Raw genomic sequence first — 24,161 nt, forward strand, 5'->3', positions numbered from 1 at the left:
CCGATCTTAGGGCATCATGCGGTAGAACAGGGCTTTCAAATAGCCGCTTTCCGCAAGCTGCGGCATGAGGGGATGATCCGCGCCCGCAAAGCCCGTATGAATCAGTTGCGCCGAGCGTGCGGCACGTCCAATGCCCCGGTTACAGGCGTTGCGGAAAGTTTCAAGATCGGCAGCGTGCGAGCAAGAACACAGACCCAAATAGCCGCCCTCACGCACCAAGGGAGCCGCCATTCGCGCAACCCGCTCATAAGCGCGCATGCCCTTTTCGAGGGCGTTTTTCGAGGGCGCAAAAGCGGGTGGATCACAGATCACCACGTCAAATGTTTCGCCCTCTTCCAACAGCGCCGCCATGGTGTCAAACGCGTCGCCTTTGCGGGTGGCAAAACGATCTGTCGCGCCCATCGCCGCCGCGCCCTGTTCGGCCAGTTCAAGCGCCGGTGCGGAACTGTCAACGGAGAGCGCAGACGTGGCCCCGCCCGCGAGCGTTGCCAAGGCAAAGCCGCCAACATGAGAAAAGACGTCCAGAACGCGCTGGCCGTGACCAAGGCGTTGGGCGAAAGCGTGGTTTGGCCGTTGATCGTAGAACAGCCCGGTTTTTTGCCCGCCCATGATGTCGGCCATATAGGTGGCGCCGTTCATCTGAACCGGGATCGGACCATCAATCGCGCCCGTGAGGATATCGGTCTTTTCGTCCAAACCCTCAAGCCCGCGCGCCCGGCCCGTGCCGTTCATCACCACGGTGGAGACGCCGGTCACTTGGCGGAGGGCGGCGGTGAGCATCTCGATGCGCACATCGGCCCAGGCGGCGTTGGGTTGCACCACGCAAGTGTCCCCGAACCGGTCGATCACCACGCCCGGAAGGCCATCGGCCTCGGCATGGACCAGCCGGTAAAACGGCGCGTCAAACATATGGGCGCGGTGCGTCAGTGCTGCGGCGAGTTTGGCCACAAACCACGCCTCGTCAATCTGCTCGTCTTCTTCGCGGGCCAGGACCCGGCCAAAGATGCGTGAATTTGGATTGACGGCAACGAGGGCCAGAAAATGGCGCTCTGCGTCTTCCAGCCGGGCGATGGTGCCGGGCTGGATGGATTTGGTACGGCGATCAACGACCAATTCATTGTCATAGACCCAAGGGGCGCCGTGGCGAATGGCCCGGGCGTTGGCTTTGGGTTTGAGGCGGATGGTCGGGATGGAAAATGAGGGCTCTGTCATAGAGCCCTCATATCTGTGTTCTGACCCTCAGGACAAGAGGGATCCGTGCAAGCGGGATCAGAGCGTCATCGGTTTGCCAAGTTCCGCTGTGATCACTTGCGCCAGATGGGCATCAATCCGCGATTTTTGGGTGATGCCAGCCCGGTCGGCCACAATGGCGGCATTGCCCCCCAGCGCATCCAACGTGGCGTTGACCATATGCGCGGGCACAATCACCGCGCCGGTGTTGGTATCGCGCACCGTCAACAGGAATTCGATCTCATGTTTGCTAGGCAAGTTGGAATAGCGCACCCGTTCGGTTTGCGCATGAAACCGGACCAATTGAACATCCAAAATCACCGCTTTTTGACCCGAAAGCGTTTTCGCACCCTGCATCAATCCTGCTTCCATCACCGCTTTGACCTGCGCGTAGCGATCACCATAGGGGTCTTCGCGCCACACGATGTCTGCGCGCGGTTTGATGCCATTGTCCTCAGACACTGTCAACGTGTCGGGCACGACAACATTGACCTGAGTGACGCGGAAATCCGGTGCGAGCAGAACCGCATCGGCGGACGGCATCGTGGCTCCAAGCGGCGCACTCAGCGGCACGGCGCGGGAGATTGTTTCCGTTGTGCAGGCGCTGGTGGCGGCTGCGAGTGTCAGGGCTGCGGCAAGTTTGATGAGCTTTGTCATGTTCGGCCTCCGGGGGATACCCCCTCTTCATTCATGGTTAATTTCCATAAAGATTGAGGCAGAAATAAGAAAATCCCGGAGCATTTCCGGGATTTCATAGGTGTTTCAGGTCATTTACGGCTCAGCACGCCTGAGAGCAGCCGCGGCCTGAGAGTCAGGCCAATTTGGAGGAATGCGACGCGGCAAAACGGCGGCGCAGCCATTTGCCGAAGCCCAGAACCATCTCACGAGCGGCCTCAGCGCGCAGTTGATGGGCCTGCTGCTCGATGGCGAATGTGTCAATATAAGAAACAGTACGCGTGTCTGTGTGAGTGTTCATAGGATCATCCTTTTCAAATTCTGGTGTCGATCTGAGCGACCACCGGATCAATGTGTCGATCCTCCCGTTGAGAGCTAAATTAGGTCACACCCCCTGACATGACGAGAGACAATCCCGAAGACCCGCCATGCGTCAGCCGCAAAGCCTTTGCACTGACCACATATCTCTGGCAGGTTGGGCCCAAACAAAGGCGCCGCATTGCCGCATGTGGTGGACAGAGGCGCCGATACCGTTTAAGTTAGCGCTAACGGGTCAATCGGACCGCACACCCCGCATCAGGGGCGCGCGGCACAAATGCGCCCGAGCCACACAAGATACGCACCCAACGACACGCACCCGAAGACACGCACCCAAAAGGCCACGCCATGCCCCTCAATGATCAAATCGCCGCCGTCACAGCCCGCATCGTCGAACGGTCCCGTCCGACCCGCACCGCCTATCTTGAACGTTTGTCCAAAGCCGCGGATCAAGGCCCGGTACGTGCGCATCTGTCCTGTGGCAATCAGGCCCATGCCTATGCCGCAATGGCCGAAGACAAGGACACACTGGCCGATGGGCGCGCGCCGAACCTCGGCATCGTGACCGCCTATAATGACATGCTATCGGCGCATAAACCCTATGAACATTACCCCGATCTGATCCGCGCAGCCGCCCGTGCCGCAGGCGGTACAGCCCAGGTCGCAGGCGGCGTGCCCGCGATGTGTGATGGCGTCACCCAAGGTCAACCGGGCATGGAATTGTCACTATTCTCGCGTGACACCATTGCGCTCTCGGCCTCTATCGCCATGTCGCACAACTGTTTCGACGCGGCGCTTTATATGGGCGTCTGCGATAAAATCGTTCCCGGCCTGATCATGGCCGCCGCCGCCTTTGGCCATGTGCCGACCGTGTTTGTGCCCGCCGGACCGATGACTTCGGGCATCACCAATGATGAAAAATCGAAAGTCCGTCAGAAATTTGCCACCGGAGAAATCACCCGCCGCGAATTGATGGACAGCGAGATGAAGGCCTACCACGGCCAAGGCACCTGTACCTTTTACGGCACCGCCAACACCAACCAGATGCTGATGGAGATCATGGGGCTGCACCTTCCGGGCGCATCCTTTGTCAATCCGGGCACCGCGCTGCGCGATGCTTTGACCACACAGGCGGCGAAACGGGCGATGGAAATCACCGCTTTGGGCAATGACTACCGCCCGGTTGGGCATATCCTGGACGAGAAAGTGTTTGTGAACGGCATCGTCGGCCTGATGGCCACAGGCGGCTCGACCAACCTTGTGCTGCACCTGCCCGCCATGGCGCGCGCCGCCGGGATCATTTTGGACCTGCAAGATTTTTCCGACATCTCGGACGCCACGCCTCTCCTCGCCAAGGTCTACCCCAACGGCCTGGCCGATGTGAACCATTTCCACGCCGCAGGTGGGCTTGGCTATCTGATTGGCGAATTGTTGGAAGCCGGGCTTTTGCACGAGGATGTGAAAACCATCGTCGGAGACGGGCTGTCGCTCTACACCAAAGAGCCGAAATTGCGCGATGGCGTTTTGACCTTTGAAGATGGCCCAGAGGAGAGCCTCAACGACAAGATCATTCGCCCGGCGTCGAACCCGTTCCTGCCTGTGGGCGGCCTCAAAGAGCTGAAGGGCAACATCGGACGCGGGGTGATGAAAGTCTCCGCCGTCAAACCCGAACATCATGTGGTCGAAGCAAAAGTGCGGATTTTCCACGAACAACATGACGTTAAAACCGCGTTTCAAAACGGCGAATTCACCGAGGACACCGTGGTCGTCGTCCGATTCCAAGGTCCGCGCGCCAATGGGATGCCGGAGCTGCATTCGCTGACGCCGACCTTGGCCGTGTTGCAAGACCGTGGGCTGAAAGTGGCGCTTGTGACCGATGGCCGGATGTCAGGTGCGTCGGGCAAGGTCCCGGCCTGCATCCATGTCTCCCCCGAGGCCGCCTGTGGCGGTCCCATCGCCAAACTGCGTGATGGGGACTTGGTTCGGGTCGATGCCACCCATGGCGTGTTAGAGGTGCTCGAAGAGGGCTTTGACGCCCGCGAATTGGTCACCGCTGACCTCTCTGCCAACGCGGTTGGCATGGGCCGCGAGCTGTTTGAAACCTTCCGCCAAAATGCCGGTCCCGCAACCGAAGGCGCCTGTTCACTCTACTAACAACGAGACCAAAAATGAGGCACGTGCCTTTTAATCCTTGTACAAAACCTGCAAAACCCCCGAATTCATCGCGGCATTCGGGGGTTTTCTTATCTCATTCGATCTTTAGACCAATTCCGCCAAAGCGGCTGCATCAAAGTTTTGCAACCGGTCCATGGCCCCGGCCTTGACCTTTTCGACCCACTGGGCATCGCCCAAAAGCGCACGCCCCACGGCGATCAGATCAAACTCGTCGTTCTCCATCCGGCGCACCAGCTTATCAAGCGGCGTGACCTCCGAGCCCTGCCCGGCGAAAGCCCCACCGAAGTCGCTCGACAGGCCGACGGAGCCGACAGAGATTGTCGGAACCCCGGTGATTTTCTTTGCCCAACCGGCAAAGTTCAGCCCGTCTTCGCCATCCACCTCGGGGAATTCAGGTTCCCAGAACCGGCGTTGCGAACAATGCAGGATGTCAACGCCCGCATCGACCAAAGGCTGCAACCAGCGTTCCATTTCAGCCGGATCGACGGCCAATTTGGCGGCATAATCCTGTTGCTTCCATTGGCTCAGCCGCAGGATGATCGGAAAATCTGGCCCCACAGCGGCGCGCACCGCTTTGACCACCTCAACCGCAAACCTTGAACGCGCCTCGATCGTCTCGCCGCCCCACGCATCCGCGCGCAGGTTGGTGCCGGACCAGAAGAATTGATCGATCAAATAGCCATGCGCGCCGTGCAATTCCGCAACATCAAAGCCCAAATCCTTGGCCGCTTTGGCGGATTTGGCAAAGGCCGCGATTGTCGCCTCGATATCGGCCTCAGACATCGCCACGCCGCGCGGATCACCGGGGCCGACCAAGCCAGAGGGGCTCTCTACCGGGGCCTCGGGTTCCCATGCGCCCGCGCGCGTCGATCCGGTGTGCCAAAGCTGCGGCCCCATTTTGCCACCCTTATCATGCACCGCGTCAATCACGCCTTTCCAGCCCGCCAAAGCCGCGTCACCATGGAAAAACGGAATCCCCGGCAAGTTGCGCGAGGCCGGGCGGTCGATCACCGTGCCCTCGGACAGGATCAACCCCACCTCATGCGCGGCGCGTTTGGCGTAATAATCCGCGTTGGCGGCACCGGGGATGCCTTCGGGGGCCATGCCGCGCGTCATCGGGGCCATGACGATACGGTTTTTGAGGCTGAGGGATTTGTAAGAAAACGGGCGGAAAAGCGTGTCGGTTTTCGCCGAAATATCTGTCGTCATCGTGGTCTCCGGGGACTATATCTGAATCTGTCTCGCCTCACTTATGTTGGCGCAAACACCACACAAGGGGCGCGCAGGGCACTGGACAAAAACGCTCACCCCCTCTCCCTGCCCCAATGCACACGCAAAGCCGTAATCGCGTCAAGTTTGACTTTATTTCCGACGCATTTAGCGCTAACAGGGTGACAACCCTCCAGACCCGAAAGGACGCGCCATGACCCCGCAAGAGGCAAGCCTGAAAGCCGCCGAAATCTGTGCCCTCGCCCCCGTGGTGCCCGTGCTCGTGGTCCATGACGTGGCCCATGCCCGCCCCTTGGCGGAGGCTTTGGTCGCGGGCGGATTGCCCGCCCTCGAAGTCACGTTGCGCACGCCCGTGGCGCTCGACGTGATCCGCGAAATGGCCAAAGTCGAGGGCGGGGTTGTCGGTGCCGGCACACTTTTGACCCCCGCCGATGTCACTGCCGCGATTGCAGCGGGCGCGACATTTGGCGTCTCGCCGGGGGCAACCGATCTGTTGCTCGATGCCTGCGAGGCCGCCGATCTGCCGCTTTTGGCGGGCACCTCCACCGCCTCCGACGTGATGCGCCTGTTGGAACGCGGCTACACGGTGGCGAAATTTTTCCCGGCTGAGGCCAATGGCGGCGCCCCCGCGCTCAAGGCCATCGGCGCACCTTTGCCGCAAATGAAATTCTGTCCGACTGGCGGCATTTCTTTGAAAAATGCCAATGAATACCTGAGCTTGTCCAACACGATGTGTGTCGGTGGCTCTTGGGTGGCACCGACGGATTTGGTCAACAAGGGCGATTGGAAAGCGATCGAAGAACTGGCGCGCGAGGCGGCGGCCCTGCCCCGCTAGAGCGGTCCAAACGGGTCAAACAACCGGGTCAGAGCCGCCGCTCTGGCCCTTTTGCCTTAAGGGCGACGCGCCCGCGATCCGCCCCGGCGGTGCGGTGCCTCCGCCAACTCCCCCAACCCCTCTTGCAACACAACCGTCATCGGATGCGACGGGCCGCCATAGGGCGCATAGAGCGCCAAAAGGCGACGAATGGCGATTTGGGGCTGAAGTTCGGGCGCGAGTTTGATCGCCCAATCGAGGAAAATCGAGCGCGCCTCGGACATGCTGAGCCCGTCAATCCGGTAAGATTCCCGGATCAACCCGCCGGGATCGAGCGCGGCGTCGACTGTGACCTCTGCGGTCGTCTTTTGATCCGAACTGGCCATGGGTGTCTCCTATTCCCCCGCACGTCATCTTTCTCGGTGCTATCCCTCGCAGGCCGGGCGCGCAAGCACCTGATCCAAGGTCAGCGCCGCCGCCCGCGCCCGCACCGCCACCTCCTCCGACAAAGCCGCCATGCTCACCGCCCCGTTCGAGCGCAGCAAAAACGCCCGCCCCCCCTCGCCCACGGCCTCCGGGTCGAGTTTTTCGCCAGTCAAAAGCCGGGCCGCCGATTGCAGCCGCCACATCAACCGATAGGTCTCACAAAGCAACGCATGTTCCGCCTCGGTCAACCAGCCACAGTCCAACCCGGCGCGCAATTGCGCATAGACGTCCTGACAGCCTGCACCTGCGATCAAGGCGGCGGCTTCGGCACTCAATTCGATGTCCATCATCCGACCGGGGCCGTTTTTCGGATCCCAAAGCGAGCCGGGTTTGGCCTCGGCCAAGCGCAGCCGCATCTCTTGGGTCTCTTGTCGGATACGCGCCTCGTCTTTCGGCGCGGTCAGGATTTCGGTGCGAAACGCCTCGACCGCCGTCACCAAAGCCTGATCCCCGGCAATCGCCGTGCCCCGCGTCAGCGCCAGATGCTCCCAGACCCAGGCCTCGTTTTTCTGATAGTTTACAAAGCTTTCAAAAGAGGTTGCCACAGGCCCCTGTTTGCCCGACGGGCGCAGCCGCATATCGACCTCATACAGCCGCCCTTCGGCAGTTTGGGCGGTCATCGCAGTGATCAAAGCTTGGGTCAGCCGGGCGTAATAGGTCCGCGCGGGCAAGACGCGCGGGCCGTCCGAGGCCTCAACACCATCCGCGTCATAGATCACGATCATGTCCAGATCAGAGGCCGCCGTCAGTCGCCCCGCCCCCAATGAGCCCATGCCTAAAACCATCGCCCCCTTGCCCGGTGGCAGGCCATATTTGCCGGAAAATTCGGCCACAACGCGGGGGTAAAGCGCGGCGACACAGGCCGCAGCGAGGTCGCAATATTGCGCGCCCGCCTCATCTGCGGTGATCAAATCTCGCAACTGGTGCACACCGACGCGAAAATGCCATTCCTTGGCCCAGCGACGACAGGTGTCGAGTTGCCGCTCATAATCTCCGGCGCGTTCCAACACCTCACACAGCTCCGCCGTGATCCCCGCCCGCCCCGGCCATGGCGCAAAAAACGATCCGCCGATGACCGCGTCCAAAACGCTGGCGTTGCGCGACAGGTAACGGGCCAAATGCGGCGCGGTGGAAACGATGTCGAGGATCAGATCAATCAACTGCGGATTGGCCTCAAACAACGCAAAGAGTTGTACCCCTGCGGGCAGTCCGGCCAAGAAACCGTCAAGATGTGTGAGCGCCTCGGCGGGACGATCAAGCCGTTGAATACGCGCCAAAAGATCGGGTTTGAGCCGATCAAAAATCTGTTGCGCGCGCAGTGTGCGCAGGCAAGGATAGGTTGACCAGCGTTTGGTGATTTCCTCCTGTTCGGGCGGCAAATCCGGCGCGGGGGCGGTCTCTCCGGGGGCAAAAAACTCCTCGGTCAACCCATGCACCCGCAGGCAGCGGTCACGCAGATCGGCGCGCATCGCCTCCGTGGTCGTCCCCATCAGAGCAGCCAAACGATCGAATTCCTCGGGCGTGTTGGGCAGGCTGTGGGTCTGAGCGTCGCGCAGCATTTGCAGGCGGTGTTCGACCTCGCGATGCGCCTCATAATCGCGGCTGAGCGTCTCGGCCACCTCCGCCTCGACCCAGCCCTTTTCGGCCAGTTTCGCCAAGGCCGGCACGGTCCCGCGCGCACGTAGCTCCGGGTCACGTCCGCCCGCGATCAACTGTCGGGTCTGGGCGAAAAATTCGATCTCGCGAATGCCGCCAAGACCCAATTTCATATTGTGCCCTTCAAGTTTCAGCGCCCCGCCCAACCCCTTATGAGCGCGGATTTTCAACCGCATATCATGGGTCTCGCGGATGGCATTGAAATCAAGGTGTTTGCGCCACACGAACGGGGTGAGCTGGTTCAAAAACCGCTCCCCTGCCGCAATGTCCCCAGCACAGGCGCGGGCTTTGATATAGGCGGCGCGTTCCCAGGTCCGGCCGACGCTTTCGTAATAGCGCTCGGCGGCATCCATCGAAAAACACACCGGCGTCACCGAAGGGTCCGGGCGCAGGCGCAGATCGGTGCGAAACACATAGCCGTCGCCGGTCAAATCCGACAGCGAGGCCATGGCACGGCGGGTGGCGCGGATAAAGCCTGCGCGCGCCTCCATCTGGTCGACACCCTCAAACCGGCTTTCGTCAAACAGGCAAATCAGGTCAATATCAGAGGAATAATTCAACTCCGCCGCGCCATGTTTGCCCATGGCCAGCGCCACCATTCCGCCACAGCTTTCGATGTCATCTTCGGTCTGACCGGGGATTTTGCCACGCTTGATTTCGCGCGCCACATGCGCCCGCATCGCCACATGACAGGCCCGATCCGCCAGCAAAGACAGCGACCCGGTGACATCGCTGAGCGCCCAAACCCCGCCCAGATCACAGAGCGCCGCCAAAAGTGCGATGCGCCGTTTGGCTTGGCGCAGACCGGGGTCGATTTGGTCAAAGGGCAAGGCCTCGATCCGGGCCATTTCATCGGACAGCGCGCGCATCGGGTCGTCAAAAGCAGGCATCAGCCACGCCGCCTCTTTCAACACCAAACCATGCAGATAGGGCGCAGATCCCGCCGCGCCTTCAACCAGGGCGATTTCGTCTTTGGTCAGCCCCGCGACGGCCTCGGCCGCCTCGGAGCCACGCTCGGGATCATAGGCGCGTGGCAGGCGGGTTATGCGACGGGACACGGCGCTGATGTCGGACATGGTTCCTCCTGAAATCTTGTCCCGAGCATGGCCGATTGCACGTCTTGCGCAACCCAAATCGACATGGTTTGGTGCGGTAAATCAGATGGTGCCGCCGATGTCCGAAAGCCTCGCCGTGCCGAAACGGCGCTCAGGGCGGCGGGCCGCTCAATCCATATTTTGCGATCGCACCGGCAGATTTGGCGACACTCGCAGGGGCCGGATGGCGATGTTCACAAGTTGAAGCGTCAAATGCGCGTCGCGTAGGCCGCAAGCAGCGCCGGGAATTGCGCCGGGTCGGGCATCCCGTCAAAACTGTGTTGGACCGGGATACGCACCCAAGGCAACCGGGCCGAGGTCATCGTTTCGATGAACGGAACGGTCCATTCAGCGACCTCAAACAGGGTCGGCCGTACATTGACCACCGCGTCAAAGCCGGTGATGCGAGTGAACATCCAGGTCTTGCAGAAGGGGCAGACATAATGATCCAACTCAGGCCCCTGAATGCCGCCCTTTACCACGTCGCCACTGACGACGCGAAAGCCTTCGGCAGGTACCATCGCGGTCAAGGAAAAGGCGCTGGCGCTCATTTTCTGACAGCCGCGACAATGACAGGCCGCAGTCATGATCGGGGCCTTTGCCACCTCAAGCATCACCTCACCGCATCGGCACGAGCCGATTTGGGGCAGTTTCACATCTACAGTCACATTTAATACCCTTGTAGTGAGACACGTATTCTTGCAGTAATGCGAAGACATGAGATGTTGTGCGAAGATGTGCGATGAAGCCTTGAAAATAAGGGCTTTGGAGAAGATTTAAGACTTTCAGGAAGTTGCCGATCATGTCTTGCAGCAATGCGCTAAAAAGGCCGTTTGGATGCCTTTGCGGGGAATTATGACATCAATATCTGCAAACCCTATAACCGCCATGAAAGGCCATTAAATAAGGGCTTTCAGGCGGTTTAAGCAGCCGTTTAATCGCTGGATAGAGGTGAAAGAGCAATCTGAACTGGAAAGAGGTCTTGCGAGTTTGATCCACGCTTTCCAGAAAGAGATTACATTATAAAAATCAAATACATAGATATTTTTAAGCTGAAAATGTGCCGCACGGAACTGGAAAGAGATTTTCAACACGTTTGGGGGAGAAACTACTCCCCACCAATGATAGCATGCATTGGCAAACGTGGAATTGGAGCTCAATATGGAACCGGTCAAACTCCTGCTCGACCTTCCTTTCGACATACTCGCTCAACTGGCTGCGGGCTATCTATCTTATCGGCTCGCGTTCATCGGCCGAGACTCACATCACACAGCAATCGACGTTACATTTATCAGTCTAGCCTTTGCCGCTATGACAAAAGCCATTGTGATTGTCATCGGTTTGGTCATGCTGAAGGTCGGATATGACCCTCTCACCATTCTCCCGTCGATAGGAGCTGCATTCGTCGTTTTGGGCGCAGCGGCGCTTTGGCGGCGTTGGGGGCAAGATCGCGTGTATAATTTTTTCCGCAATGGCGGCATTTCTGATCACGATGGGCAACCAGACGTCTGGCGCAGCATGTTGGCGCGACAGTTGAAGGGGCCAACTCGGCTGGTGATCAAGTTGAAGGATGGCACAGAATTGATGTGCAATCAGTTAGCAAAGTTCAATGACGCACCCCTTGGGCCATGCCTGTTAGGGATGGATGGATCTGTTGCACTCTATGTGACCGATGTGCGGAAAAAAGGCACAGCAGACTGGGAGGAAATATCCCCCTTTGATGCAGAATTACCCGGTTGGGGCTACGAGATGAGTTTCATCCCCGCGTCTGAAATTGCCCGCATTGATGTGACACGTCCGAATTAACCCTTGGGCTTCGGCTTTGGAGGGACGGATTGGAGTTCATTTTTGAGTGGCTGCTGTGACCCTTGAACGGGCCTAACTCCGCCATCTTGCCTAACCGCAACTTCACGCTTCAAATCTTCCAGAAATGTTGGCTTTTTCATCGTCTCAGCCTTTCGGTTTCGGCTTTGGTGGCGGTGGTGAAGTCGGCTTTGAGGCCGTTGGCTGCTGAGAGTCGCCTATAAAAACTCTTTCGCCTTTGGGCGTTGGTTTCGAATCCGCCATGCGATTATCCTTTCTGTTGTTAATTTCACTGCCGTGCCGCTCACCCTTGAGTACGGCATTTCGTTAGGGGTAGCTTCAACGATATTGCACTGCTATTGCCTGGATAGAACGGTGGCCAAGTTGTCCAGTCGGTGAGTTTGAGCGAACTTGCATGCTCTTCGGCGATCCTTTGTTCAACATCACATATATCCAGCCGAAATTCCCAATCTTTATTGAGGCGATGAGGCTCCTGCCATTGCAGAAAATCGCGGCGTGAGTTGATTGAGAACGAAAGCGTGAGATCTAGCAAAAGCATGCGTTTGGCGTGCAACGGATTCGGCCACTTCTGAGCCTCTTTTTCTATCCTGAGCCATTGCGACGGATAGCTATTTTCGGCCTTAAAGCGTTTACGCCATCTATCGAACTCAGGCCACTTCCACGCACTCAACCCAGCCAAAGGCGACAGTGCAGCTTTGGTCCGCCGAGGATCGCCAGCGCGCGCAGCTTCAAGCCACATTGGAAGCATGCATATTCGAATAGTGTCTGGAATTGCTATTTTATCCATGACTGATTGGTAAACGACGACCATCTCGCTTGAGCTGAGCGTGAATGGCTTATCTTCGTTATCAAACTCAAATTTGAGTGTCAGTCCTGACAAAGCCTCAACCCCGATCCGTGTGTGCCCACCACATAACACGTCCAATGAGGTGCATGTCATGGAGGGCTTTTCCTGTTTTAAACTCTATCGGAAATTCCGCATCGTTGTCCGATATGACGGCATAAAAGTCTGTTTCGACGCGCTCAATGCGCTTGACCCGTGCCTCCCCAGATTCGACGAAAGCATAGACGTGCGGTTTACTTGTTTTGCGAGCATGACCCCGTGACTGGATCTCCACCTTTGATGTGTCAATCAGCACCATGTCGCCTGACCTAATTGTCGGCTGCATGCTCTCACCTTTGATGCGTGCCATGACAGCATTCGACGGCGCGACACCTATTGTGCGCAGCCAGTCGCGGCGGAACGATAGATAATCAATGATAGGCTCAACACCATTCTCGGCCCCTGCCCCGGCGGCGAGGCTTGCAGCGTGGACTGGGATATTCGCAAATTCTTCTGGATCTGATGCCGGTGGCTGTGGTGCGCCAACAATGTCCCGAGGAGGACCAAAATAAAACTCTAAATCAAGGACTTCGGCGAGCTTCATCAACGCTGGTAGATTATAACGCTTCTCACCCTGACGAGGCATTCGCAGGTTTTTAATCAAAGAAGGATGACCCACCGCCAGCTTTGAAGCTGCGGCGTCGGATAACCCCTTATCCTTAAGGGCTTTGTCTATGGTTTCGAGAATCGGGTCCATACGCACAGATTTAGCCTGTTGTGGCTAAATCGTAAATGCTTAGCTTGTACAGGCTTGACTATTGAAGCCTCTACAGGCTAACATTTGAGCATGGAACAGAGAACAGCACTCATAACCCTCGCAGATACGCTCGCCTCTCACCAAGGTGTAACGCACTACGCGATTTCGATGCGCGCCCTCAAAAAGGGCGACTTTTTCAAGAATATGAAGGACGGCAGTGATTGCCGTACGACAACGGCAGCTAAAGTGCTGGAGTTCTTCCACACCAACTGGCCCGAAGACCTTGAATGGCCTTCAGACATCCCCCGCCCGAAAACATCCAAGAAGGAGGCCGCGTGATGCTGATCGCCCTTCTTCTGCTCATTTGCATCGGCCCTGCCGTCATCCTCTTCGCTTTCGCAGCGCTGCTGGCGCTCGCTCCGGATGCCACCCCTCATGGCTGGTGGGTTTTGCCGGCAATCGCGCTCGGACTTCTCGTCTGGGCCGTCATCTTCAAATTTGTAGGGGTGATCTGATGAAAAAAGGAACATATCTGCGTTGTGTCACCAGGCATGGTTTCATCCAGATTGAGGGGCGCAGATATAGCACCAATGCGGCGCGTCCCGGCGATACTGTCTTGGTACGTGTGGACGCCCAAGATCTGGATCTTGCTCATGTCTTCCGGCCTGAAAGTGAGGCACTCATTGGCTGGGCCTTTCGGAGAACTGTTCCCCACACCCGCCTCCGCGCCCCATCCTCCCCCCCTATGGGTGCGCGTGAGCCTGCCAGACCGCGCGACTGCTCGCGTGCGGTCTGGCTCAGGCTCGCAGAGATCAACCGGAAGATTGAGGACAGCTGGATCGGCGACCTGATTGGCACGATCTTCCTATTCGTCATCATCTTCGGATCGTTCTGGATTTTACCCCTGATTTACGAGGTGTTTAAATGATCGACACACGTTCTCCTGATCAGCGCATGGCCGACCTGCGCAGCAAGATCGCCACCCTGAAATCCGCCCCTGTTCCGCCCTATGGGCTTTTGAGCGAGATGGTCTTTGACCTGTTGCAGATGGAAGAGGCCGGACACCTTGCAGAGTGCGAAGAGTGCCTGCGCATGACCTATGGAGGTCGGCCATGAGCGTTCATTTTGCCAAACCCTCGCATCGCTATGCGCTCAAGCAAATTTTGGGCGGTTATGTCGTCATCGACCCGGACGGAGGCCACGCCAGCCGGTTGATCCGGTTTCGGCCTGAGGCGGACCAACTGCGCGCCAAATTGCAACGCAAGGCGGATGCCAAGGCCAAGCGCGGGCCGCGTCCGTGCCTGTGTTGCGGTGCGTCATTCGTCTCCGAAGGCGTTCACAATCGGCTGTGTGGGGGCTGTCGCACCAAGGGCGATATGCTCGGCGATCTTTCCATGACCAACTATAAATCTTCGATGAAAAAGGCCCCACGATGAGCGCCCCCACCCTCATGCAAATCAATCGTGTGCGCCTGGACGATGTGATCATCAGTCTGCACCGCCTGCGCCCGGTCAGTGTCGCCGGAGTAGAAAGCCTGATCGCGTCGATCAATGAGACTGGCGTGATGAAAGACGCCATCCATGTGCGCAAGAAAAAGGATGGCACGCTCCACCTGTTGGCCGGTGCCCACCGGATTGAAGCGGCTCGCCGCCTTGGCTGGGAAGAGATTGAGGCCAAGGTCTGGACCGATGTCACCGATGATTGGGCTTTGCTCATGGAGATTGACGACAACCTGGCGGGCGCTGAGATGAACGCGCTGGACACGGCGGTGTTTTTGGCGACCCGTAAAGAGGTCTATGAGCGGCTGCATCCTGAGACGAAGGCTGATGCCTTTAAGGGTAATCAGCACACTGGAAAACTGGCGGCGGACATCGTGTCCTTCGCCACATCGACCGCTGAGAAATTCGGCCTGACAGACCGCCATGTCCGGCGCCTGATCACCGCAGGCTCAAAGTTGGCGTCCAATGAAGTCGCGCAGCTGCGCGCTGCACCCAAGCCGGTCACGCTCAAAGACCTGACCGAGATTGCCAAGATCGGCGAAGCCTCTGAGCGCGGCAATGTGGTTGCACGCCTGGCTCAAGGCACGGCGAAATCCGTCACGGATGCGCGTAAACAGATCAACGCCAAACCCGGCGATGCGCATGTCAGCGCTGCCGATCAAAGCCTGCGCAAGCTCAACGATGCCTTTGCCCGCGCGCCCCTCGCCGCCCGCCGCGCCTTTGTGGCCGAGCATGCCGACGTGTTGCGCGAGTTGCTGCCCAATAAAGAGGCCGAACCCACAGGCGTCGTGCCCTTTGTGAGAGCGAGGGCCTGACCCATGACGCGCCTTGAGCCTTCAAAGATTTGGTGGACCGCCGATGAGTTGGCAGCCGCAAAGCTGCCCACCCTGCCCGGCACCCGCCAAGGCATCAACTTGTTGGCGGGTGCCTGGCGCGCGCAGCCAGGCTGTGCGCAACGCAAGGCTGGGCGTGGTGGCGGCTGGCAATATCATTGGTCGGTGTTGCCGCTTGAGGCCCGCAAGGCGCTCTTGGTGCGCTCTGAGACGACCCCTGACGCCAAGCCAGACCGCGGCGCAGCTTGGGCTGCCTTTGATGGCTTGCCGCAGAAAACAAAGGACGAGGCCGCGCGCCGCCTGACCATCATCCAGAAGGTCGAGGAGCTGGTGTCGATTGGCACCACGCAGGTGGCTGCTATTGGCGCAATTGCCGCGCAAACGACCAAGGCGTCGCCACGCTCGATCTACAACTGGCTGGACATGATTGAGGGCGTCGCGGTGGATGACCGCTTGGCCTATTTGGCACCGCGCCACCGATTGGCCCAACGCAAAACGACAACAAGCGCAGAAACGCGGCCCTTTATGGAGTTTTTAAAGAGCCTTTTTCTGCGGCTGGAAGGGCCAACGTACAAGGATTGCTACAGAGATGCGAAGAAGGTCGCAAAATCAAAGGGCTGGGCCATTGTCCCTGAGCGCACGGCCTCGCGGCGGATTGAGAAGGAGGTCCCGCGCGTTACTAGGGTCTTTGCCCGCGAAGGTTTGAAGGGATTGATGCGCTGTTTTCCCGCCCAAATCCGCGACCGCAGCGGCTTGCATGCATTGGAAGCCGTGAACGCGGATTGCCATAAGATCGACGTCTTTGTGGAATGGCCTGACGGCACCATAAACCGCCCGCAGATCATCGGTTTCCAAGACCTCTATTCGAACAAAATCCTGTCTTGGCGGGTTGATCATGACCCGAACAAAGTGATGGTCATGGCAGCCTTTGGCGAGATGATCGAACATTGGGGCATCCCGCGCCGGTGCCTGTTTGATAACGGCCACGAATTTGCCAACAAATGGATGACAGGCGGCGCTAAACATCGGTTCCGCTTTAAAATCCGCGACGACGAGCCGCTTGGGGTTTTGCCCTTGCTGGGCATTCAGGTCACCTTTGCGACGCCCGCCCATGGCCAAGCCAAACCGATTGAGCGCGGGTTTCGCGACTTTGCCAGTTCCATCGCCAAAGATGTTCGGTTCGCAGGGGCCTATGTCGGCAACAAGCCCACGGCAAAGCCAGAAAACTACGGCAGCCGCGCGGTGCCCGCAGAGACGTTCTTGCAGGTCTTGGCCGAACGGGTCGCAGAGCACAATGCCCGCGAAGGCCGCCTCTCCGATACGGCCATGGGGCGCTCCTTTGATCAGACCTTTGAGGAAAGCTATGTCAAAGCGCCCATTCAAAAGGCCTCTGAGGAACAGCGCCGCCTTTGGATGATGGGGCAATACGCGGGCAAGCTGAACAAGAACAACGGCGAGCTGAAATTCCAAGGCAACCACTATCACAGCGACTGGATGTCAGAACATCCAAGCCGGGACGTTGTGGCGCGGTTTGATCCCGAGGACCTGCACAGCGGCGTGCATATCTATGGCACCGATGGCGCGTATTTGGGCTTTGCAGAATGCCGTCAACAAACCGGCTTCTTCGATCTGTCTGGCGCACAACGAACCGCCAAACGCGTCGCCCGCATCAAGAGCGCCGAAAAGGCACTGCTCAAAGCGCATGCACCCATCAGCCCCGCCGATTTGGGCGAGGCCTTGAATCAAGCAGCGACACCCGCATTGGATCGCCCTGCGGCCAAGGTGGTCAGGCCCATGTTTGGAAAGACCCCCACAAAAATGCAGCAGCCACCGCGCAAGATTGAGGTGCCGGCAAACCCGGCGGTCGACGCGGCACGTGAGGCGATGATTTTGAACCTGCCCGCGAAGGTCGCATCAAACGAAGACGCTGAAAAAGCTGCGACACCGGGTGATCGTTTTCGGCGTGCTCAAGACATTTTGGCACGCTCAGAGGCCGGGCAACCCATCGGCGAAGAAGAGGCAAAATGGCTCAACAGCTACAGGCAAAGCGCTGAATACAAGGGCCAATTGCTGATGTTCAAACAATACGGGGCGAGCGGCATCCGATAGCCGCATCGAGACAAAAAGCAAGGAACGTAAAAAATGACACATGCATTGACGACAGGTGACAGTATCAAGCCTCTGCGCAACGTCGCAGCCCTAAACTTGCTGGCCAGTGAACTGATGGACCGCACGTTTGGATTGCCGGGCTTGGGCGTGTTTCATGGGCCATCGGGGTTGGGCAAGAGCTTTGCCTGTGCCAGCGTGTGCGCCAGCCTGGATGCCATCCACATTTCGATTGAGGCCGATTGGACCGCCAGCATGCTGTATTTTGCGATCCTGTCCGAGCTGGGCGTGGAGGCAAAAGGCACCGTCGCCGAAAGGTCCTATCAGTGCAAAAAGGAACTGATGCGCGCCAATCGCCCGCTGATCCTGGACGAAGCCGACTATCTGATCAAGAAACGCGCCTCCCCGATGATTGAGCGGGTGCGCGACATCCATGACAAAACGGGCATCCCCATCATTCTGGTCGGTATGGAAGAGCTGCCGCAAAAGCTGCGCCAGTGGGAACAGGTCGACAACCGCATTTATCGTTGGGTCGGCGCCGAGCGCGCCGACATGCAAGATGCGCAAATGCTCGCGGATCATTACGCACCCGGCATCGGCATCACCCCAGATTTGCTCGACCACATTCGTATCCGCAACGACGGTGTCGTGCGCAAAATGGCGATGGATTTCGCCTATGTGGCGCAGCAAGCCCAGATGATGAACCTCTCCACCATGTCACTCGACAAATGGGGTGATGCACCATTTTTGCGCAACTCAGCGCCGACGGCTCGGAGGGTTGCATAACCATGACCAGCATGTGCTTTAAACCAAAAAATGACGCTGAAAAGGCGATGTGGGACTACATGTCAGCCTGCCCAGAAGTGACCCATGCCATGATCAAAGACGCGGTTGATGTGTCCGATTATTGCCGGACGAACTTTGTCGCAAAGCTCAAGCGCCTTGGCCTTTTGCATGAATGCGGCAAGCGTGATGGGCAAGTTCTGTTTTCGATCCATGATGGCGAAAAGCGCCGCCAAACTGCGACTGAGAAACGCCAGTCCCCGCAAGGCGCGATGTGGACGATCATGCGTGTCTTAAAGACCTTTTCGCCGATTGATATCCATTTGGCGCTTGGGGCGTCCCACCCAGAAATCACCCAGAAAGTCGTCACCACCTACTGCCAACAGTTGCTCCGCGCGGACTACTTCCGCGTCATCCAGAAAGCCAACAAACAGCGGCCAGCACGGTATCAGCTGATCAAAGACACAGGACCTCTGCCACCGACAGTACAACGCAAAGCGGTCATTATTGACGGCAATGACGGCAAGGTCGCTCACGTTGAGGGGGCACAGCTATGAGTGCGCGGTTCAGAAAAGCCGAAGACGCATGGTGCGGAGAGCTGCCCGATTGGGTGGCAGTGCTGGTCGCAGCCTGCGACGCCGATGGAGCGTCACAGAACAAAGTCGCCAAGAAAATCGGTTACTCCAGCGCCGTGATCAGCCTCGTGTTGAACAACACCTACACCGGCGACATGGACAAGATCGAAAAGAACGTGCGTGATTTTTTCATGCGCGGCGTGACCTGCCCTGCCCTTGGCGACATCACCGCCGACCAGTGCCTGGCATGGCGTCTGGAAAGCAAAGAGCCGAACCCCTCCTCACCGCACAAATCCCGCATGTTTCATGCCTGCCGAAAGTGCCCGCGCAACCGCAAAGACGGGCCGGAGGGCGTCAACAAATGAGCGCCCCAAAGACACATGCCCCTTTCTCTGAGGACGAAATGCTCGATCTGGCTGCCCGTGCCATCGGCAAGATTGATGCGCGCGGAAGCCGTGGGATCGAGCGCCTCACCAACGACGAAATCGAAGCCATGGCGCTCACTCTTGTTTGCCTCGGCATGAAGCCAATCCCGTATCATCAGGAGACCTGACATGAAAAACAAGCTCCACGACCTCAATAACCATCTGTTTGCGCAACTCGAACGCCTCGCCGACGAGGATTTGGACGCCGATGCAATCGCCCGTGAGGTGAAGCGTGCTGATGCCATCGTAGGCTTGTCTGATCAGGTTTTGAGCATCGCAAATACCGGATTGAAAGCGGCCAAACTCTTTGCAGAACACGGCGAGGCCGTGTTGCCACACCTTCCCCAAATCGGGCCCCAAATCGGGAGCAAGACGGAATGAAACGCGCATGCATTCCATATAGCGCGATCGAGCTTGCCTGGCTGAAGGAACGGGCCACGACCAAGCGCACGGAACTGCATGCCGAGTTCTGTGCGACCTTTCGGCGTGAAGATGTGTCGTTTGAAAACCTGCGCGCTCTTATGAAGCGTAAGGGCTGGAATACAGGGCGCACGGGGTGCTTTGAAAAAGGTCAGCATTCCTGGAACAAGGGAAAAAGCCTGCCCGTGAGTGACGCTTTCAAAGCGCGCCAGTTTAAAAAGGGACATCGCCCCCATAATCAAAACGAAATCGGCCATGAGCGGATCAACCGAGAAGGCTATGTCGAGATCAGTGTGGCCGAGCGAAATCCATGGACCGACGCCGAACGCCGCTACATCGCAAAGCACAAATGGCTTTGGGAGAAGGCGCATGGCCCCGTGCCGGATGGTCACTGTCTCAAGTGCGTTGATGGCGACAAAACCAATACAGCGCCTTCGAACTGGACCCCGATCCCTCGCGCCCTTCTGCCTCGCCTCAATGGTCGCTGGGGAAATCTGAGTTACGACGACGCGGAGCCGGAATTGAAACCCTATGTTCTGGCCGCTGCGAAACTACAGAACGCCGCGCGGAATGCTCAAAAAAATCACTCTCAAAATGGACGTAAGAAATGAACCAGAACACCAATATTCAAACCGTGCCTGACGGCATCGATGTCATCAACGGCAAGCCCTACATGGCAGATGCCAAGGGCAGTCTCGTGCCTGTGGAAATGATCAAGGCCGAAGCTAAGCTCGAAGATCAAACCGTGCGCAAAATCATCGGCTATGCCTCGGACCTGAGTGATCAAGTGGCCCGGTTCAAAGGCCATACTTTTGAAGACCTCTCCACGCTTGAGGGCCTTTTGGCTGAGAAATACGGACGTACCAAAGGCGGATCTAAGGGCAACAAAACCTTCATGTCGCATGACGGCCTGTTCAAGGTGCTCATTCAGGTTGCCGACCACATTGACTTTGGGCCTCAGCTCCAGATCGCCAAAGAGCTGGTCGATGAATGCCTCAACGAATGGTCGGCTGAGAGCCGCCCGGAAATCCGCGCCATCGTCACGCGTGCGTTCAACACCGACAAAGCCGGTCAGATCAATCGCTCTGAGGTGTTCATGCTGTTGCGCCTTGAGATTGAAGATGCGCGTTGGAAACAGGCGATGACAGCCATCCGGGACGCCATGCGCGTGGTCGGGTCCAAAACCTATGTGCGCTGCTATCAGCGCGACACATATGATGGGCCTTGGCGGGCGATCACCATCGATCTGGCGAAAGCATAAGGGGAGTGGGATGACTGATCGCACGCTCCAGCGCCAAATCTTTGCGGGCTGCAAGCAGCTTGGCATTGATGATGACACGCGCCATGATCTGCAGCTCGTGGTGACCGGCAAGGCCTCTCTGTCCGACATGTCTGACGCCGAGTTGCGAGCTGTGGTTGAAAACCTCAAAGAGCGCGGATTTAAAGCGGGCTTTAACGGCGGCAAAAAGGGTAAGTTCAAGCCTGCGCCCCGTGCCGATCTGCGCCTTATCCATGTGCTTTGGAAGCTCCTTGGGGATGCCGGTGTCTTGGACCGCCCTGACCGCGCCGGTCTCAACGCCTTTGTGCGGTCTCGGTTTGAAGGCAAATGGCAGTCGGTGCCAATCGACATCGATGCGCTGCGCGATGCAGACCAGATCAACGCGGTGATCCGTGCCCTCAAAGACATGTGCCGCCGCAATGGGGTGCAGACGAAATGACCGAGCTGGGCGTCTCCGATCATGCGGTGTTGCGATACTTGGAGCGCGCTGGCGGTTTCGAGATCGAACGCCTGCGTGCGGAGATCGCCCGGAAAGTAGCTCAAGCCAGACGCCCAGATCAAACATATGTGCCGATTGGTGATCTGAATTTTATCGTTCGAGAAGGCGAAGAAGGCCTTGTCGTGACCACTGTTTTGCAACGTCCAGAACGCAAAAAGCGCAAGAAACCTAAAGCATGGAGGATTGAAGATGACCTCATCTGACTGGCCGTTTGGAGACCGCGATGCGTGGATTGACGAACTGGAGGCTGATCTTGGGCAGCCTGCCGTTTTGAAACTGTTGGCCAATGCCGGGGGCCAAAGACGTGATGTCCCCAAACGCGCCGCCGGATCTAATCTGGCCGCCGAAGTCGGCCAGCCTGTAGTCGAATGGTTGAGCGCACGCTTTGGCGGCACAGCCGTCGACATTCCAAGTCTGCGTGCTCGCAAGACGCAAGATCGCGCTGCCGAACTGCGCGCAGCTATTCTCGACGCCGGATTGACCAAACCGACGCGATCAGCCAATGTCATCGCGACCGAGTTTGGTGTGACAGCCGCTTGGATACACAAGTTGCGTACCCAAATGCGGCGTGAAAGCGGTCATGATGACCAGCTCTCCCTACCTTTCCCAAATCCGCAGTCCGAGTAGCCCCAAAACCGCATCCCCGGCCCAATCTGGCCTTTGACATGGCACCTCCAATTGTATTGGGGGTGCGTTCCGCCTCCGAATTGGAGGCATAGATGCGCGTTAAATCTCATAAGGTTGAAGGGCTGGAGTTCAAAAAGGCCTATTACACTGGTGGCATTATCACCCCGGAGATCGTCGTCCTTCATGATACGGCGGGCCGTCTGAGCAGGCTCAATTCGGCAGATTATCTAGCGTCTGAAAACGTCGCCAAGGCCAGTGTCCATTTTGTGATCGAAACCGATGGCACGATCACCCAGCTGGTCCCAACCAACCGAAAAGCAAATCATGCGGGCCGCTCCAGTTTTCACGGGCGCGATGGGTGCAATGGGTTCTCTATCGGCATCGAACTTGTCAATCCTGGCCGCATGACCAAGGACGGTGGGCAAGGTGTGGCTTGGTATGGGCAGAAATTCGATTTCAGCCTGTACGGCTTGGTGGAGATGACCACAGAGCCCCACGGCCACGGCATCTGGATGCCCTATGCAGAGAAGCAAATCACCGCACTCTTATCGCTCCTGGAGGCGCTTTTCCGCGACATCAAAACTCTGACTGACATCACCACGCACTGGTACGTGAGCCCCGGTCGCAAGGTCGACACCAATCCCCTCTTCCCGCTCGAACATGTCCGTGCCCACATTCTTGGCCGTGACGATCCGGCAGACGCAGCCGCAAACAAAGGCTCTGAGCTGTCAGATGAGATGGTCCAAGTCGAGACCTTTGGCGGCACACTCAATATGCGCCGCTGGCCATCGTTCAATCCCAACATCATCGCCTCCATTCCAGATGGCATGATCGTGCCCGTGCTGCGCACAGGTATGTTTGATCGTCGCCAATGGCTCCGTGTTCTCTATGGCGGCCAAGAAGGCTGGATCGTTGCCAAATATGCCGCCCCAATTCTCACGCCCACATCCTGAAAGAGGTTCCTATGAACGCCCTGTTTTCTGAAGTTATCACGATGTTTCTGCCGACCTTGTTGCAGATCATCTCGGCCATTCTTGGCACGCTCCTGATCCAAGCCGCAGCCGTCGCCAAAACGCGCTGGGGCATCCAGATTGAAGCGACCCATCGCGAGGCGCTTCACTCTGCTTTGATGTCGGGCATTCGTGCTGCACTCGCGCGCGGAGAAGACCGGCAGGCTGCCATCACGTCAGCCATCAAACATGCGGCTGTCAGCGTGCCCGACGCCATTGCCGCACTGGACCCCGCCCACGGCGTGTTGGCAAGTATCGCCGAGGCAAAGCTGCGCGAGGCCCTTGGTTCCTTGCCACCATTGCTCGGTTTCGACAGCGTCGCTGGTCTGTCTTCCAAAATGGCGGCGAGCGACAGCTGATGACTGTGGATGTCATCTCCATTCTGGCGGCGGTGCTCACATTATTGAGCATCGCCAATATCCTCTACACCTGGTGGCGCACGCGCGACAAGGACGTGGAGAAGCGCGATCAAGCCATCGAAGAGCGGTTCAAGGTTGGTAGTGCGCGCATGGATCGGCTTGATGGGCGGGTCGCCAGTGTCGAGCAGGCCTTGCGCGGGCAGCCGACACGCGAAGACCTCCATGAACTCCACCTCTCCCTGAAGGAAATGCAAGGCGAGATGAAAGCCATGGTTGCCGTGATGGAAGGCAACAGCAAAATTATGAGCCGTCTCGAAACGATTGTTGCACGGCATGAGGACCATTTGCTCGACGGAGGAAAACGATGAGCGACTACGTTGATACTGTGCGCAAACACCGCCGCCTTGCGATCCTGCGCCATCTTGAGGCTTGCGCCGAATATATGTCGAATGCCTCGATCCTTGGCGATATCCTCGCGGGTGTCGGCTTGCGCTCCACGCGCAGCCAAGTGGTGACGGAATTGGCCTGGTTGCGGGAAAACGGCTTTATCATCTACGATGACAACGCTGATTTCATTGTCGTGCAAGCCACTCAGTCAGGCGCGGAAATCGCACGTGGCGTGACAACACACCCCGAGATCCAGCGCCCACGGCCGAGGAGCTGA

At 58.1% G+C, this 24,161-nt stretch carries 33 protein-coding genes; 24 read left to right on the plus strand and 9 right to left on the minus strand.

All coding sequences use genetic code 11. The features are described from left to right. Nucleotides 1-6: 6 nt before the first annotated feature. From C8029_RS12760 to C8029_RS22075, 3 genes are all read right to left on the minus strand, one after another. Nucleotides 7-1,212 carry an RSP_2647 family RNA methyltransferase gene (locus tag C8029_RS12760; protein ID WP_152003012.1) on the minus strand — a complete coding sequence of 402 codons (1,206 nt, stop codon included), beginning with the start codon at nt 1,210-1,212 and terminating at the stop codon, nt 7-9. Between the two features lie 57 nt (nt 1,213-1,269). Next, complete coding sequence (locus C8029_RS12765; protein WP_152003013.1) at nt 1,270-1,887, minus strand: DUF6778 family protein; 618 nt, start codon at nt 1,885-1,887, stop codon at nt 1,270-1,272. Nucleotides 1,888-2,041: 154 nt separating this feature from the next. Next, nucleotides 2,042-2,206, minus strand: a complete 165-nt coding sequence (locus tag C8029_RS22075; protein WP_157789801.1) for an RSP_7527 family protein — start codon at nt 2,204-2,206, stop codon at nt 2,042-2,044. Between the two features lie 365 nt (nt 2,207-2,571). On the opposite strand from C8029_RS22075, the gene edd reads away from it, so the two are divergent. After that, nucleotides 2,572-4,377 carry a phosphogluconate dehydratase gene (edd, locus tag C8029_RS12770; protein ID WP_009571639.1) on the plus strand — a complete coding sequence of 602 codons (1,806 nt, stop codon included), beginning with the start codon at nt 2,572-2,574 and terminating at the stop codon, nt 4,375-4,377. 105 nt (nt 4,378-4,482) lie between these two features. Here the strand turns inward: edd and C8029_RS12775 are convergent, their stop codons facing one another. Further along, nucleotides 4,483-5,607: an NADH:flavin oxidoreductase gene (locus tag C8029_RS12775; protein WP_009571638.1), complete on the minus strand. Its 1,125-nt coding sequence runs from the start codon at nt 5,605-5,607 to the stop codon at nt 4,483-4,485. A gap of 214 nt (nt 5,608-5,821) precedes the next feature. Here C8029_RS12775 and eda point away from each other — a divergent pair, with 214 nt between their 5' ends. Continuing rightward, nucleotides 5,822-6,463 carry a bifunctional 4-hydroxy-2-oxoglutarate aldolase/2-dehydro-3-deoxy-phosphogluconate aldolase gene (eda, locus tag C8029_RS12780; RefSeq protein WP_009571637.1) on the plus strand — a complete coding sequence of 214 codons (642 nt, stop codon included), beginning with the start codon at nt 5,822-5,824 and terminating at the stop codon, nt 6,461-6,463. A gap of 56 nt (nt 6,464-6,519) precedes the next feature. Here eda and C8029_RS12785 read toward each other — a convergent pair whose 3' ends face one another. The 3 genes from C8029_RS12785 to C8029_RS12795 all read right to left on the minus strand — a co-directional run bounded on the left by C8029_RS12785 (nt 6,520) and on the right by C8029_RS12795 (nt 10,346). Then, nucleotides 6,520-6,828, minus strand: a complete 309-nt coding sequence (locus tag C8029_RS12785) for a hypothetical protein (RefSeq protein ID WP_009571636.1) — start codon at nt 6,826-6,828, stop codon at nt 6,520-6,522. Between the two features lie 39 nt (nt 6,829-6,867). Continuing rightward, nucleotides 6,868-9,660 carry a bifunctional [glutamate--ammonia ligase]-adenylyl-L-tyrosine phosphorylase/[glutamate--ammonia-ligase] adenylyltransferase gene (gene glnE / locus C8029_RS12790; protein ID WP_152003014.1) on the minus strand — a complete coding sequence of 931 codons (2,793 nt, stop codon included), beginning with the start codon at nt 9,658-9,660 and terminating at the stop codon, nt 6,868-6,870. A 227-nt stretch (nt 9,661-9,887) separates the two neighbouring features. Next, nucleotides 9,888-10,346, minus strand: a complete 459-nt coding sequence (locus C8029_RS12795; RefSeq protein ID WP_226946328.1) for a GFA family protein — start codon at nt 10,344-10,346, stop codon at nt 9,888-9,890. Nucleotides 10,347-10,839: 493 nt separating this feature from the next. Between C8029_RS12795 and C8029_RS12800 the strand changes: the two genes are divergently transcribed. Beyond that, nucleotides 10,840-11,484, plus strand: coding sequence for a hypothetical protein (locus C8029_RS12800; protein WP_152003015.1), 645 nt, complete (start codon nt 10,840-10,842; stop codon nt 11,482-11,484). A gap of 301 nt (nt 11,485-11,785) precedes the next feature. Here the strand turns inward: C8029_RS12800 and C8029_RS12805 are convergent, their stop codons facing one another. Further along, nucleotides 11,786-12,382 (minus strand): hypothetical protein, encoded by a 597-nt coding sequence (locus tag C8029_RS12805; RefSeq protein WP_152003016.1) that lies wholly within the window; start codon nt 12,380-12,382, stop codon nt 11,786-11,788. 4 nt (nt 12,383-12,386) lie between these two features. Beyond that, a complete protein-coding gene (locus tag C8029_RS12810; RefSeq protein WP_152003017.1) occupies nt 12,387-13,082 on the minus strand; it encodes a S24 family peptidase in 696 nt (231 codons plus the stop codon). A 90-nt stretch (nt 13,083-13,172) separates the two neighbouring features. Here C8029_RS12810 and C8029_RS12815 point away from each other — a divergent pair, with 90 nt between their 5' ends. The 21 genes from C8029_RS12815 (at nt 13,173) to C8029_RS12910 (ending at nt 24,161) form a co-directional block, all read left to right on the plus strand. Next, nucleotides 13,173-13,421 carry a hypothetical protein gene (locus tag C8029_RS12815; RefSeq protein WP_152003018.1) on the plus strand — a complete coding sequence of 83 codons (249 nt, stop codon included), beginning with the start codon at nt 13,173-13,175 and terminating at the stop codon, nt 13,419-13,421. Further along, a complete protein-coding gene (locus tag C8029_RS22080; protein WP_193217647.1) occupies nt 13,421-13,597 on the plus strand; it encodes a hypothetical protein in 177 nt (58 codons plus the stop codon). The genes C8029_RS12815 and C8029_RS22080 overlap by 1 nt, the downstream gene beginning before the upstream one ends. Next, complete coding sequence (locus tag C8029_RS12820; protein WP_152003019.1) at nt 13,597-14,010, plus strand: Mu transposase C-terminal domain-containing protein; 414 nt, start codon at nt 13,597-13,599, stop codon at nt 14,008-14,010. Before C8029_RS22080 ends, C8029_RS12820 begins: the two co-directional genes overlap by 1 nt. Further along, complete coding sequence (locus C8029_RS12825) at nt 14,007-14,198, plus strand: hypothetical protein (RefSeq protein ID WP_152003020.1); 192 nt, start codon at nt 14,007-14,009, stop codon at nt 14,196-14,198. Before C8029_RS12820 ends, C8029_RS12825 begins: the two co-directional genes overlap by 4 nt. Then, the gene (locus tag C8029_RS12830; RefSeq protein ID WP_152003021.1) at nt 14,195-14,518 is read left to right on the plus strand and encodes a hypothetical protein; all 324 of its coding nucleotides are present in this window, start codon (nt 14,195-14,197) and stop codon (nt 14,516-14,518) included. The genes C8029_RS12825 and C8029_RS12830 overlap by 4 nt, the downstream gene beginning before the upstream one ends. Beyond that, nucleotides 14,515-15,396, plus strand: a complete 882-nt coding sequence (locus C8029_RS12835) for a ParB/RepB/Spo0J family partition protein (RefSeq protein ID WP_152003022.1) — start codon at nt 14,515-14,517, stop codon at nt 15,394-15,396. Before C8029_RS12830 ends, C8029_RS12835 begins: the two co-directional genes overlap by 4 nt. Before the next feature lie 3 nt (nt 15,397-15,399). Next, nucleotides 15,400-17,523 (plus strand): transposase domain-containing protein, encoded by a 2,124-nt coding sequence (locus C8029_RS12840; protein ID WP_152003023.1) that lies wholly within the window; start codon nt 15,400-15,402, stop codon nt 17,521-17,523. 33 nt (nt 17,524-17,556) lie between these two features. Continuing rightward, nucleotides 17,557-18,306, plus strand: coding sequence for an AAA family ATPase (locus C8029_RS12845; protein WP_152003024.1), 750 nt, complete (start codon nt 17,557-17,559; stop codon nt 18,304-18,306). Between the two features lie 2 nt (nt 18,307-18,308). Next, nucleotides 18,309-18,860 (plus strand): hypothetical protein, encoded by a 552-nt coding sequence (locus C8029_RS12850; protein ID WP_152003025.1) that lies wholly within the window; start codon nt 18,309-18,311, stop codon nt 18,858-18,860. Continuing rightward, on the plus strand, nt 18,857-19,243 hold the full coding sequence (locus C8029_RS12855; protein ID WP_152003026.1) for a hypothetical protein: 387 nt from the start codon (nt 18,857-18,859) through the stop codon (nt 19,241-19,243). The genes C8029_RS12850 and C8029_RS12855 overlap by 4 nt, the downstream gene beginning before the upstream one ends. Then, on the plus strand, nt 19,240-19,431 hold the full coding sequence (locus tag C8029_RS12860; protein WP_152003027.1) for a hypothetical protein: 192 nt from the start codon (nt 19,240-19,242) through the stop codon (nt 19,429-19,431). The genes C8029_RS12855 and C8029_RS12860 overlap by 4 nt, the downstream gene beginning before the upstream one ends. 1 nt (nt 19,432) lies before the next feature. Next, a complete protein-coding gene (locus tag C8029_RS12865; RefSeq protein WP_152003028.1) occupies nt 19,433-19,684 on the plus strand; it encodes a hypothetical protein in 252 nt (83 codons plus the stop codon). Beyond that, on the plus strand, nt 19,681-20,334 hold the full coding sequence (locus tag C8029_RS12870) for an HNH endonuclease (RefSeq protein ID WP_152003029.1): 654 nt from the start codon (nt 19,681-19,683) through the stop codon (nt 20,332-20,334). Before C8029_RS12865 ends, C8029_RS12870 begins: the two co-directional genes overlap by 4 nt. Then, nucleotides 20,331-20,984 (plus strand): DUF3164 family protein, encoded by a 654-nt coding sequence (locus tag C8029_RS12875; RefSeq protein WP_152003030.1) that lies wholly within the window; start codon nt 20,331-20,333, stop codon nt 20,982-20,984. Before C8029_RS12870 ends, C8029_RS12875 begins: the two co-directional genes overlap by 4 nt. 10 nt (nt 20,985-20,994) lie before the next feature. Further along, entirely contained in the window at nt 20,995-21,441 is a 447-nt protein-coding gene (locus C8029_RS12880) for a gp16 family protein (RefSeq protein ID WP_152003031.1), read from the plus strand. Further along, nucleotides 21,438-21,704, plus strand: coding sequence for a hypothetical protein (locus tag C8029_RS12885; RefSeq protein ID WP_152003032.1), 267 nt, complete (start codon nt 21,438-21,440; stop codon nt 21,702-21,704). The genes C8029_RS12880 and C8029_RS12885 overlap by 4 nt, the downstream gene beginning before the upstream one ends. After that, nucleotides 21,691-22,128 carry a hypothetical protein gene (locus C8029_RS12890; RefSeq protein WP_152003033.1) on the plus strand — a complete coding sequence of 146 codons (438 nt, stop codon included), beginning with the start codon at nt 21,691-21,693 and terminating at the stop codon, nt 22,126-22,128. Before C8029_RS12885 ends, C8029_RS12890 begins: the two co-directional genes overlap by 14 nt. A 92-nt stretch (nt 22,129-22,220) precedes the next feature. After that, nucleotides 22,221-23,081 (plus strand): N-acetylmuramoyl-L-alanine amidase, encoded by an 861-nt coding sequence (locus C8029_RS12895; RefSeq protein WP_152003034.1) that lies wholly within the window; start codon nt 22,221-22,223, stop codon nt 23,079-23,081. Between the two features lie 11 nt (nt 23,082-23,092). After that, nucleotides 23,093-23,497: a hypothetical protein gene (locus C8029_RS12900; RefSeq protein ID WP_152003035.1), complete on the plus strand. Its 405-nt coding sequence runs from the start codon at nt 23,093-23,095 to the stop codon at nt 23,495-23,497. Further along, nucleotides 23,497-23,865 (plus strand): DUF2730 family protein, encoded by a 369-nt coding sequence (locus C8029_RS12905; protein WP_152003036.1) that lies wholly within the window; start codon nt 23,497-23,499, stop codon nt 23,863-23,865. The genes C8029_RS12900 and C8029_RS12905 overlap by 1 nt, the downstream gene beginning before the upstream one ends. After that, nucleotides 23,862-24,161: a VpaChn25_0724 family phage protein gene (locus tag C8029_RS12910; protein WP_152003037.1), complete on the plus strand. Its 300-nt coding sequence runs from the start codon at nt 23,862-23,864 to the stop codon at nt 24,159-24,161. The genes C8029_RS12905 and C8029_RS12910 overlap by 4 nt, the downstream gene beginning before the upstream one ends.

The sequence above is a fragment of the Roseobacter sp. TSBP12 genome (assembly GCF_009129705.1).
Taxonomy (GTDB): domain Bacteria; phylum Pseudomonadota; class Alphaproteobacteria; order Rhodobacterales; family Rhodobacteraceae; genus Celeribacter; species Celeribacter baekdonensis_A.

Excerpts from the sequence above, each read along its gene's own strand:
- C8029_RS12760 (WP_152003012.1), bottom strand. The coding sequence starts at position 1,212 with ATGACAGAGCCCTCATTTTCCATCCCGACCATCCGCCTCAAACCCAAA.
- C8029_RS12765 (WP_152003013.1), bottom strand. The coding sequence starts at position 1,887 with ATGACAAAGCTCATCAAACTTGCCGCAGCCCTGACACTCGCAGCCGCC.
- C8029_RS22075 (WP_157789801.1), bottom strand. The coding sequence starts at position 2,206 with ATGAACACTCACACAGACACGCGTACTGTTTCTTATATTGACACATTC.
- edd (WP_009571639.1), top strand. The coding sequence starts at position 2,572 with ATGCCCCTCAATGATCAAATCGCCGCCGTCACAGCCCGCATCGTCGAA.
- C8029_RS12775 (WP_009571638.1), bottom strand. The coding sequence starts at position 5,607 with ATGACGACAGATATTTCGGCGAAAACCGACACGCTTTTCCGCCCGTTT.
- eda (WP_009571637.1), top strand. The coding sequence starts at position 5,822 with ATGACCCCGCAAGAGGCAAGCCTGAAAGCCGCCGAAATCTGTGCCCTC.
- C8029_RS12785 (WP_009571636.1), bottom strand. The coding sequence starts at position 6,828 with ATGGCCAGTTCGGATCAAAAGACGACCGCAGAGGTCACAGTCGACGCC.
- glnE (WP_152003014.1), bottom strand. The coding sequence starts at position 9,660 with ATGTCCGACATCAGCGCCGTGTCCCGTCGCATAACCCGCCTGCCACGC.
- C8029_RS12800 (WP_152003015.1), top strand. The coding sequence starts at position 10,840 with ATGGAACCGGTCAAACTCCTGCTCGACCTTCCTTTCGACATACTCGCT.
- C8029_RS12810 (WP_152003017.1), bottom strand. The coding sequence starts at position 13,082 with ATGGACCCGATTCTCGAAACCATAGACAAAGCCCTTAAGGATAAGGGG.
- C8029_RS12815 (WP_152003018.1), top strand. The coding sequence starts at position 13,173 with ATGGAACAGAGAACAGCACTCATAACCCTCGCAGATACGCTCGCCTCT.
- C8029_RS22080 (WP_193217647.1), top strand. The coding sequence starts at position 13,421 with ATGCTGATCGCCCTTCTTCTGCTCATTTGCATCGGCCCTGCCGTCATC.
- C8029_RS12820 (WP_152003019.1), top strand. The coding sequence starts at position 13,597 with ATGAAAAAAGGAACATATCTGCGTTGTGTCACCAGGCATGGTTTCATC.
- C8029_RS12825 (WP_152003020.1), top strand. The coding sequence starts at position 14,007 with ATGATCGACACACGTTCTCCTGATCAGCGCATGGCCGACCTGCGCAGC.
- C8029_RS12830 (WP_152003021.1), top strand. The coding sequence starts at position 14,195 with ATGAGCGTTCATTTTGCCAAACCCTCGCATCGCTATGCGCTCAAGCAA.
- C8029_RS12835 (WP_152003022.1), top strand. The coding sequence starts at position 14,515 with ATGAGCGCCCCCACCCTCATGCAAATCAATCGTGTGCGCCTGGACGAT.
- C8029_RS12840 (WP_152003023.1), top strand. The coding sequence starts at position 15,400 with ATGACGCGCCTTGAGCCTTCAAAGATTTGGTGGACCGCCGATGAGTTG.
- C8029_RS12845 (WP_152003024.1), top strand. The coding sequence starts at position 17,557 with ATGACACATGCATTGACGACAGGTGACAGTATCAAGCCTCTGCGCAAC.
- C8029_RS12850 (WP_152003025.1), top strand. The coding sequence starts at position 18,309 with ATGACCAGCATGTGCTTTAAACCAAAAAATGACGCTGAAAAGGCGATG.
- C8029_RS12855 (WP_152003026.1), top strand. The coding sequence starts at position 18,857 with ATGAGTGCGCGGTTCAGAAAAGCCGAAGACGCATGGTGCGGAGAGCTG.
- C8029_RS12860 (WP_152003027.1), top strand. The coding sequence starts at position 19,240 with ATGAGCGCCCCAAAGACACATGCCCCTTTCTCTGAGGACGAAATGCTC.
- C8029_RS12865 (WP_152003028.1), top strand. The coding sequence starts at position 19,433 with ATGAAAAACAAGCTCCACGACCTCAATAACCATCTGTTTGCGCAACTC.
- C8029_RS12870 (WP_152003029.1), top strand. The coding sequence starts at position 19,681 with ATGAAACGCGCATGCATTCCATATAGCGCGATCGAGCTTGCCTGGCTG.
- C8029_RS12875 (WP_152003030.1), top strand. The coding sequence starts at position 20,331 with ATGAACCAGAACACCAATATTCAAACCGTGCCTGACGGCATCGATGTC.
- C8029_RS12880 (WP_152003031.1), top strand. The coding sequence starts at position 20,995 with ATGACTGATCGCACGCTCCAGCGCCAAATCTTTGCGGGCTGCAAGCAG.
- C8029_RS12885 (WP_152003032.1), top strand. The coding sequence starts at position 21,438 with ATGACCGAGCTGGGCGTCTCCGATCATGCGGTGTTGCGATACTTGGAG.
- C8029_RS12890 (WP_152003033.1), top strand. The coding sequence starts at position 21,691 with ATGACCTCATCTGACTGGCCGTTTGGAGACCGCGATGCGTGGATTGAC.
- C8029_RS12895 (WP_152003034.1), top strand. The coding sequence starts at position 22,221 with ATGCGCGTTAAATCTCATAAGGTTGAAGGGCTGGAGTTCAAAAAGGCC.
- C8029_RS12900 (WP_152003035.1), top strand. The coding sequence starts at position 23,093 with ATGAACGCCCTGTTTTCTGAAGTTATCACGATGTTTCTGCCGACCTTG.
- C8029_RS12905 (WP_152003036.1), top strand. The coding sequence starts at position 23,497 with ATGACTGTGGATGTCATCTCCATTCTGGCGGCGGTGCTCACATTATTG.
- C8029_RS12910 (WP_152003037.1), top strand. The coding sequence starts at position 23,862 with ATGAGCGACTACGTTGATACTGTGCGCAAACACCGCCGCCTTGCGATC.